Raw genomic sequence first — 8,874 nt, 5'->3', positions numbered from 1 at the left:
CGTCTGCGCCGCCGCGGCCGCACTGCTCGTGGCCGTGGACGGTCCCGCGCACCGGCTCGCCGGCCGGGCGGTCGAGCTGGCCCGCTCGCGCGGCGAGCTGTCCCTGCTGCCCCGGGCGCTGGAGCTGCGAGCAGTCGCCGAGTACTGGCTGGGCCGGCACGAGGCGGCGGCGGAGACCGCCCGCGAGGGCGTGCGCGCCGCCCGCGCCACCGGCCAGCACGTCTGCGCCCAGGTGCACCTCGGCATCCTCGCCGTGCTGGCCGCGGTCCGCGCCGACCGGGACGCCGCGCTGGCCCGGATCGCCGAGATCGGGGACGGGGCCGCACCGGGAAGCCGGCCGGACGCGTACGCCCGCTGGGCGCTCGGCGTGCTGGACCTGATCGACGGCCGGTACGCCGACGCGGTGGCCCGGCTGTCCGCGCTGGCCCGTACCGGCACCGGCCGGGGCCAGGTGCTGGTCCAGGTGATGGCCACGCCGTACCTGGTGGAGGCCGCCGCCCACGACGGCGGGCGGCCGGCCGCCGCGCTCGCCGTGTTCGACCACTGGGCCAGCAGCACGGCGAGCCCGTCGCGGCGGGCGCTGGCCGCGCGCTGCCGGGCGCTGCTCGCACCCCGGGGCGGCCCGGAGGCCGAACGGGAGTTCCACGCGGCGCTGCGGCTGCACCCGGCCGACACCGACCGGTTCGAGCGCGCCCGCACCGAGCTGCTGTTCGGTCGCGAGCTGCGCCGCCGGCGCCGCCCCCGGGACGCCCGGGCGCACCTGCACCGGGCCCGGGAGGCGTTCACGCTGCTCGGCGCCACCGTGTGGGCCGAGCGGGCGGGGGAGGAGCTGCGCGCGGCGGGGGAGTCGGTCGGGCCGGTGCGGCGCGGCCCGGAGCAGATGCTGACCGGGCAGCAGTTGCACATCGCCCGGCTGGTCGCGGAGGGGGCGACCAACCGGGAGATCGCCACCCGGATGTGCCTGTCCACCCGGACCGTCGACCACCACCTGCGCAACGTCTTCCACCGGCTGGGCGTGCGCTCGCGTACCGAACTGGCCCGCCTGCTGTCCTGACCGCCCGCCGTCCTCGGCCCGCGTGGTGTCGGCCGCCGGGCCGGGCGCGCCGCCGGGATCAGCGCAGTGCGGCCACCGCGGCGTCCGCGCCGCCGCGCCAGAGCACGCCGGCCTCGGTGAAGCCGGCCGCGCGCAGCGCGTCCAGGTGCCATGCCGCGGGCGGGTTCCACTCCGGGCTGTGCCCGGTCGGGTAGATCTGCCGCCGCTTCTCCACGAGCGGGCCGAGCACCGGGTCGTCGGCCGCCTGCGCCCACCAGTCCGGCCAGGACAGCGCCGCGCCGGCACGGTGCCGGGCGTCCCGGCGCGCCCGCGCGCGCTCGCCGAGCCGTGCGGTGAGCGTCGGCATCGCGTCGTCGGGCATGTGGTCGGCGTTGACGAACACGCCGCCGGGGCGCAGCACGTCGCGGATCTCGCGGTAGAGCTCGGTCAGGCGCGGACCGTCCACCCAGTGCAGCGCGGTGGCGGTGAGCACGGCGTCGTAGTCGCGGTGCGGCAGCGCGGCGGCCCAGTCGGACCGGTTGAGGTCGGCGGTGACCACGGTGGCCCGCCCGGCCAGCGCCGCCTCGGCGAGGGTGAGCAGCACCGGGTCGAGGTCGAGCACCGTCACCTCGGCGTCGGGCCGGCGGGCCAGCGTCCGCAGGCTGATCGATCCGGTGCCGCCCGCGAGGTCGAGCACCCGTGGCGGCCGGTCGCCGGTGACCGCTTCGACGGCGTCGAGCATCGCGTCGAAGCGGTGCTCCCGGTCCGGCAGGTACGCCTCCTGCTGCCGGTCCCAGCTCTCCTGCCAGGCCCGTACATCCAGATCGTAAGGAGTCATACCCCTCACGATAGTTACCAGCAGGCGACCCTGTCGAGGCTTGTTGCCAAACTTTTGCAATAAGCGGGGGCGTCCCGGCGGCGTCACCGGGGCCGGACGTCCGGCGGGCCGACGGTGACGAGGCGGTGACGCGCGCTGCGGCAGGGTCGCGGCACGACGACGGCACCGTTCGAGGGGGCTGCATGATCAGGACGATGCTCCGGCTGCGCGCGCGCCCCGGCTGCGAGCCCGCGGTCGGGCCGGCCTTCGAGACGGTCGCCGGGCAGCTCGGCGCACTGCCCGGCAACATGCGGCACGAGCTGCTGCGCGACGCCCTCGACCCGCGCGGCTTCGTCGTCGTCACCGAGTGGGCCGACGACGCGGCGCTGCGCGCGTACCGGCGCGGGCCGGTGGCGGCCCGCCTGGCCGACCTGCTCCGGCCGCTGACCGAGCCGGACGGCGACCCCGGCTACCCCCTGATGCGCGAGACCGGGGACGGGACGGGTCCGGTCTACGTGGACGTCGAACTCACAGTGCCGCTCGACCGGCTCGCCGAGTTCCACAGGGGCTACCCCGAGGTGGTCCGGCGGATGGCGGCGATACCCGGCTACCGCCGCGAACAACTGCTGCGGGAGCCCGGCTCGGACATCCACCACATCTTCGCCGAGTGGGACGGCTCCGCGCCGTTCCTCGCCTGGATCGGCGACCCGGCCCACGCCTCCGCGCAGGCCGGGCCGATCGCGCCGTTCCTTCTCGACATCCGGCGCCGGCTGTTCCACGTCGTGCCAGACGCGGACGACCGCCGACACCCCACCACGGGCTGGGAGGCCGACGTGCACAGGACAACAGACGTACTCGTCGTCGGGGCGGGGCCCACCGGGCTGACCGCCGCCGTCGAACTGGCCCGGCGGGGCATCGACTGCCTGGTGATCGACAAGCAGGTCACCCCGCCCGGCCACGCCGACAAGGCGATCGGTGTGCACTGCCGCACCATGGAGATCTGGGAGGAGCAGGGTGTCGTCCGGGAGGCCATGGACGCCGGCATCTGGCTCACCGGCAACACGGTCTTCGTCAACGGCGAGCAGACCCACCGGATGAGCTGGGAACTGCCCGGCCTGCCGTACGACCACCTCGGCCTGCCGCAGTACGAGACCGAACGGATACTCACCACCCGGCTGGCCACCCTCGGCGTCCGCCCGCAGCGCGGCGCCGAACTCGTCGACTTCACCCAGGACGCCGACGGCGTGGCCGCCACCGTCCGCACCGCCGACGGCGGCACCGAGACGGTACGCGCGGCGTACCTGGTCGGCGCCGACGGCGCGCACAGCCGGGTACGGGAGCGGCTCGGGCTCACCTTCACCGGCGGGCTCGGCCGGTTTCCGCAACTGTTCATGCTCGTGGACGTCGACGTGGACTGGGACATGCCGGACGGGCACCTGCTGCGGTTCCTGCACATGACCGACGGGCAGATGGACGGGATGCTCGTCTGCGTACCGCTGCGCGGCGAGCACCGCTACCGCATCGCCACCCTCGCCCCGCCCCGGTTCTTCGCCCAGACCGGCGGGCGCGACGCCCCGCCCGGGTTCAGCGAGGAACTCGACGAACCGACGATCGAGGACGTGCAGGCGGCGCTGGACCGCCTCGCGCCACCCGGCACCCGGGCGAGCAACCTGCGCTGGTCGTCGGTGTTCCGGATCAGCCACGGCATCGTCGACCGCTACCGCGACGGCCGCGTGTTCGTCGCCGGGGACGCCGCCCACCTGCATCCGCCGGCCGGCGGCCAGGGCATGAACACCGGCATCCAGGACACCTGGAACCTGGCCTGGAAGCTCGCTCTGGCGGTACGCGGGCTCGCCGCGCCCGGCCTGCTGGACAGCTACGAGACCGAGCGGCGGCCGGAGGGCGAGGAGATCGTCGGCCGGGCGGTACGGATGGCCGGCACCGAGGAGGTGGACCGCGCCGACCTGGAACGGCAGTTCCTCCAGGAGATGTCCATGCTGCTCAGCTACGCCGGCAGCCCACTGGTCGGGGAGACCGTCGCCGACCCGGCCGCGCTCGGTGACGCGCCCCGCCCCGGCGACATCGCGCCCGACGTCGACGGGCTGCGCCGGCGCGGCGTCGGCCACCCGCTGCGGCTGCGTGACCTCACCCGGGGCACCCGGCACACGCTGCTGCTCTACGCCGACCGCACGGCCGGCGTTGAGGAGCTGGCCGCGTTCACCGGCCTGTGCGCCGACGCGCGGCGGCTCGCCGGCGGGGAACTCGACGCGTACCTGCTGCTCGACCCGGACGCCGGCGAACCGCGACTGCTCGACCCGCCGGTGGTGCGCGACGCCGAGCGCCGCTTCCGCGCCGGGTACGGCCTGGCCGGCACCGGCCTGTACCTGATCCGCCCGGACGGGCACATCGGGTTCCGGGGCGCGCCGGTCGACCCGGACGCGCTGCGCAAGCACCTGCACCTGGTCTTCGGGAGTGTCCGGTGAGCCGGGTCCGGACCGTGCTGTCGATGCGGACCCGGGAGGGCTGCGAGGAGCGCTTCGAGGCGGAGTGGCTCACCGCGGCCGAACAGATCCGCACGCTGGACGGCTGCCTGCACCAGGACCTGGTCCGTGACGCCGACGACCCGCGCAGCTACCTGATCATCAGCGACTGGGCGGACCGCGAGCGGCTGGACGCGTTCGGCCGGAGCACGCACCGGGACCGGCTGCTGAGCATCATCCGTGAGCTGCGCGAGTCCGCCGACCGGCACACCTACCAGGTGCTGCACAGCGTGGCCGGCGAGCCGGGGGAGGGGCGATGACCGACGACGTGATGCCGGCGAGCGAGCTCTACACCGACGGGTTCGCCGCCGACCCGTACCCCGCGCTGGCCCGGCTGCGCGCCGAGCGGCCGGTCTGCCCGGTCGGCTCGCCGCGCTTCGACTCCTGGCTGATCACCCGATTCGACGACGCCCGCACCGCGCTGACCGACCCGCGCCTGTCCAAGGACCTGTACGGCCCGGGGCAGCACTACCTGAAGATCTTCGGCCCGAACTCCGAGGGCCTGAACCGCAACATGCTCAACTCCGATCCGCCGGAGCACACCCGCCTGCGCCGGGTGGTGTCGCAGGCGTTCGCGCCCCGGCGGATCGAGGCGTTGCGCCCCCGGGTGGCGTCGATCGTCGATCAGCTCATCGACAAGATGGCACCGCACGGCGAGGCGGACCTGATGCACGAGTTCGCCATTCCGCTGCCGATGACAGTCATCTGCGAGCTGCTCGGTGTGCCGCCGGCCGACCACGACCGGGTGCTCGACTGGACCCAGGTCATCCGTACCTCCGGCTCCACCAGCCGGCCGCCGGCGCAGGAGCGGGCGGCGGTGCAGGAGGCCCAGCTCCGGCTGCACCACTACCTGGCCGGGCTGGTCCGCGCCAAACGCGACGACCCGGCCGACGACATCATCGGCGCGCTCATCAAGGCCGTCGACCGGGACGGGACGCTGTCCGAGGCGGAACTGGTCACCACCACGTTCCTGCTGCTGTTCGCCGGGCACCAGACCACCGCCGACTTCCTCGGCAACGCCGTGCTGGCCCTGCTCACCCACCCCGAGCAGATGGAACTGCTGCGCGACTCGCCCCGCCTGCTGCCCGCCGCGATCGAGGAGCTGCTGCGCTTCGACGGGCCCCTGCCCGTGGCCAGCCCGCGCATCGCCACCGAGGACGTCGACTACCAGGGCGTACGCATCCCGCGCGGCGCGATCGTCGGGGTCGCGATCAACGCGGCCAACCACGACCCGGCGCACTTCGCCGACCCGGACCGGCTGGACCTGCGCCGGGTCCGGGGCCCGCACCTCGGGTTCGGGCACGGCGTCCACTACTGCCTGGGCGTCTCGCTGGCCCGGATGGAGGCCGAACTCGCGCTCGGCGCGCTGCTGCGCCGGCTGCCCGGACTGCGTCTCGGCGTGCCGCTCGCCGAGGTGCGCCGGCTCCCCGCCGCCTCGCCGTTCCGTGGCCTGCTGGAACTGCCTGTCACCTTCACCGCCTGACGGCGCCGCCGTCTCGCGCCGCCGCCCCCGTCGCAATCATTCAAGGAGCAGTCATGGTTTTCCGCAACGTGATCGTCTGTCACATGGTCCCCGGCAGCGAGCAGATCGTCGGCGGCGTGTTCGGCCACTACGATCAGGCCACCCGGCCGCAGGATCTGGGCGTCATCGGCCGGTACCTGCTGTCGCACCACGACCTCTACCTCCACGTGATCGAGCGGGAGCAGGACCCGCGGATCTCCGGGCAGACCCGTGGCCTGCCCGCTTTTCAGAAGATCGCCGAGGAGATCGGCCCGTACGTCACCCCGTACCCGCGCTACTGGAAGAACCCGTCGGACTCGGTCGCGAAGGAGTTCTACCACTGGGCGCCCGAGGGGGAGCCGCCCGCCGACACCACGCTCACCGTGATCGTCGGGCGGATCAAGCCCGGCGCCGAACCGGACGTGGCACGGGTCTTCGGCGAGTCCGACGCCGGGTCGCTCCCGGCCGACCTCGGTGTCACCGGCCGCTGGCTCTACTCGATCGACGACGTCTACGTGCACCTGCTCGAACAGGAGTCGTCGGCGGCCGAGGCGACCCGCGACCAGCACGGCGACAAGCCCGCCTTCGGCAAGGTGATGCAGGACCTTGGCCCGTACATCGAGCCGTACCGGCCGGAGAAGTGGCAGGGCCCGCAGGACTCGGTGGCCACCGTCTTCTACCGCTGGCAGGCCCAGGACTGAGCACGCTCCGCGCTCCCGTCGGCCGGGAGCGCGGAAACGCCGCCCCCGCGACCGGCCGTACGCCAGGCTGGTGCGGGGGTGCCGGGTGTCGACGAAGGAGATCGTCCAGCACGTCGGGGCGCTGCTGGACCTGGCCGGGGTGCTCGTCATCGCGGTCGGCGTCGCGGTCGCCACGGCGGTGTTCGCGGTGCGTTGCGCCCGGACCCGGCAGGTGGTCGCGCACTACCGGGCGTACCGGCAGGGGGTCGGCCGGGCCATCCTGCTCGGCCTGGAGTTCCTGGTCGGCGGCGACATCATCCGTACGGTAGCGGTGTCGCCCACGTTCACCAGCGTCGGCGTGCTGGCGCTGATCGTGCTGGTCCGCACGTTCCTCAGCTTCTCCCTCGAGGTGGAGCTGGACGGCCGCTGGCCCTGGCAGGGCCGGACTCCGGCCGCCCGGCCGAGCGTCGGCGCCCGCCCCCAGCGCTGAGCGTCGTACCCCTGCGGCAGCATGCGGGCATGGCGGAGTTCCGGATCGTGCGCGGCGACGCGACGAGCCCGCAGGCGAAGGGCCCCAAGATCGTCGCCCATGTCTGCAACGATATCGGCGGGTGGGGGAAGGGCTTCGTGCTCGCCGTCTCGCGGCGCTGGCCGGAGCCGGAACGCGACTACCGGGAGTGGCACCAGCACCGGGCCGGCAACGACTTCGGGCTGGGTGCCGTCCGGCTGGTCCGGGTCGCGCCGGACCTGTGGGTGGCCAACATGGTCGGCCAGCGCGGGATGCGCCGGGGCAGCGCCGGGCCGCCGATCCGGTACGACGCGGTGGAGCGTTGCCTCGCGACAGTTGCCGGACACGCCGAGGAGCTGGGCGCGTCGGTCCACATGCCGCGCATCGGCTGCGGGCTGGCCGGCGGCTCTTGGCAGCGGATCGAGCCGTTGATCCGGCGCGCGTTGTCCGACCGCGGCATCCCGGTGACCGTCTACGACAGGTAGTGACCTCCGCCTGTCGCCCGCGTCACTTCGCCGAGCCGGCACCGACAGGTACCCCCAGGGGGTATGGTGGTGCGATGGAGCACGGATCCGGTCACGACACCGGCCACCACGGCGACCACGGCGGCGGTCACGGCGCGCACGCCGGGCACGACCCGGAGCAGTTCCGCCGCCGGTTCTGGCTGAGCCTGGCGCTGACCGTGCCGATCGTCGCCACCAGCCACATGGTGATGGACTGGTTCGGCTACTCGCTTGAGTTCCCGGGCGTGCGCTGGGTCGGCCCGGTGCTCGGCACCGTGGTGTTCGCGTACGGCGGCTGGCCGTTCCTCACCGGCGGGCTGCGTGAGCTGCGCGAGCGCGCCCCCGGCATGATGCTGCTGATCTCGATGGCGATCGTCGTCGCGTACGTCGCCTCGGCCGCCACCAGCCTCGGCCTGTTCGACCTGGACTTCTGGTGGGAGCTGGCCGCGCTGGTCACCATCATGCTGCTCGGCCACTGGCAGGAGATGCGGGCGGTCGGGCAGGCGCGCGGCGCGCTCGGCGCCCTCGCCGCGCTGCTGCCCGACGACGCCGAGCGCCTGGACGACGCCGGGCGGCCGCATCCGGTGCCGGTCGGCGAGCTGCGGGTGGACGACGTGGTGCTGGTGCGCCCCGGCGGGCGGGTGCCGGCCGACGGGCGGATCGTCGAGGGCGCCGCCGAGCTGGACGAGTCGATGATCACCGGCGAGTCGCGGCCGGTGGCCCGCGCCGCCGGGGATCGCGTGGTCGCCGGCACCGTCGCCACCGACTCCACCCTCCGGGTACGCGTCGAGGCCGTCGGCGCGGACACCGCGTTGGCCGGCATCGGGCGGCTCGTCGCCGAGGCGCAGGCCTCCGGTGGGCGCGCGCAGGTGCTCGCCGACCGGTTCGCCGCGCTGCTGTTCTACCTGGCGGCGTTCGCCGGCCTGGCGACGTTCGCGGTCTGGGCGCTGCTCGGCGACCCCGACCAGGCGGTGGTACGCACCGTGACGGTGCTGGTGATCGCCTGCCCGCACGCGCTCGGCCTGGCGATCCCGCTGGTGGTGGCGCTGTCGACAGCGCTGTCGGCCCGTGCCGGCATCCTGGTCAAGGACCGGCTCGCGCTGGAGCGGATGCGCACCGTCGACACCGTCCTGTTCGACAAGACCGGCACGCTCACCACCGGCCGGCACACGGTGACCGGGGTGGCCGCCACCGGCGGGACGGACGAGGCAGCCGCCCTGGCCCTGGCCGGCGCGGTGGAGGCCGACAGCGAGCACCCGCTGGCCCGGGCGCTGGTCGCCGCCGCCGACGCC

The 8,874-nt window shown here is 74.5% G+C and carries 9 protein-coding genes; 8 read left to right on the top strand and 1 reads right to left on the bottom strand.

The window, feature by feature from the left end:
* A partial coding sequence (locus AC2CHG_RS27765; protein WP_484525908.1) for a helix-turn-helix transcriptional regulator occupies window positions 1-1,054 on the top strand: 1,054 nt, incomplete at its 5' end.
* A gap of 58 nt (window positions 1,055-1,112) precedes the next feature.
* On the opposite strand, the gene AC2CHG_RS27760 is transcribed toward AC2CHG_RS27765, so the two are convergent.
* The gene (locus AC2CHG_RS27760) at window positions 1,113-1,871 is read right to left on the bottom strand and encodes a class I SAM-dependent methyltransferase (RefSeq protein ID WP_357208997.1); all 759 of its coding nucleotides are present in this window, start codon (window positions 1,869-1,871) and stop codon (window positions 1,113-1,115) included.
* A 194-nt stretch (window positions 1,872-2,065) separates the two neighbouring features.
* On the opposite strand from AC2CHG_RS27760, the gene AC2CHG_RS27755 reads away from it, so the two are divergent.
* From AC2CHG_RS27755 to AC2CHG_RS27725, 7 genes are all read left to right on the top strand, one after another.
* Complete coding sequence (locus AC2CHG_RS27755) at window positions 2,066-4,333, top strand: FAD-dependent oxidoreductase (protein ID WP_484525907.1); 2,268 nt, start codon at window positions 2,066-2,068, stop codon at window positions 4,331-4,333.
* Window positions 4,330-4,650, top strand: coding sequence for a putative quinol monooxygenase (locus AC2CHG_RS27750; protein WP_120569519.1), 321 nt, complete (start codon window positions 4,330-4,332; stop codon window positions 4,648-4,650). The genes AC2CHG_RS27755 and AC2CHG_RS27750 overlap by 4 nt, the downstream gene beginning before the upstream one ends.
* Window positions 4,647-5,873, top strand: a complete 1,227-nt coding sequence (locus AC2CHG_RS27745) for a cytochrome P450 family protein (RefSeq protein WP_262011861.1) — start codon at window positions 4,647-4,649, stop codon at window positions 5,871-5,873. The genes AC2CHG_RS27750 and AC2CHG_RS27745 overlap by 4 nt, the downstream gene beginning before the upstream one ends.
* 53 nt (window positions 5,874-5,926) lie before the next feature.
* Window positions 5,927-6,592, top strand: coding sequence for a TcmI family type II polyketide cyclase (locus tag AC2CHG_RS27740; RefSeq protein WP_262011860.1), 666 nt, complete (start codon window positions 5,927-5,929; stop codon window positions 6,590-6,592).
* Window positions 6,593-6,677: 85 nt separating this feature from the next.
* Window positions 6,678-7,061 (top strand): DUF1622 domain-containing protein, encoded by a 384-nt coding sequence (locus tag AC2CHG_RS27735; protein ID WP_262011859.1) that lies wholly within the window; start codon window positions 6,678-6,680, stop codon window positions 7,059-7,061.
* Between the two features lie 29 nt (window positions 7,062-7,090).
* On the top strand, window positions 7,091-7,564 hold the full coding sequence (locus AC2CHG_RS27730; RefSeq protein WP_402810872.1) for a macro domain-containing protein: 474 nt from the start codon (window positions 7,091-7,093) through the stop codon (window positions 7,562-7,564).
* Window positions 7,565-7,638: 74 nt separating this feature from the next.
* Window positions 7,639-8,874: HAD-IC family P-type ATPase (locus AC2CHG_RS27725; RefSeq protein WP_484525906.1), on the top strand; the 1,236-nt coding region annotated here is incomplete at its 3' end.

Source organism: Micromonospora sp. ATLC20, assembly GCF_057196585.1.
Note: the sequence above shows the minus strand (reverse complement) of the source record. Positions and strands in the feature narration are given on the sequence as shown.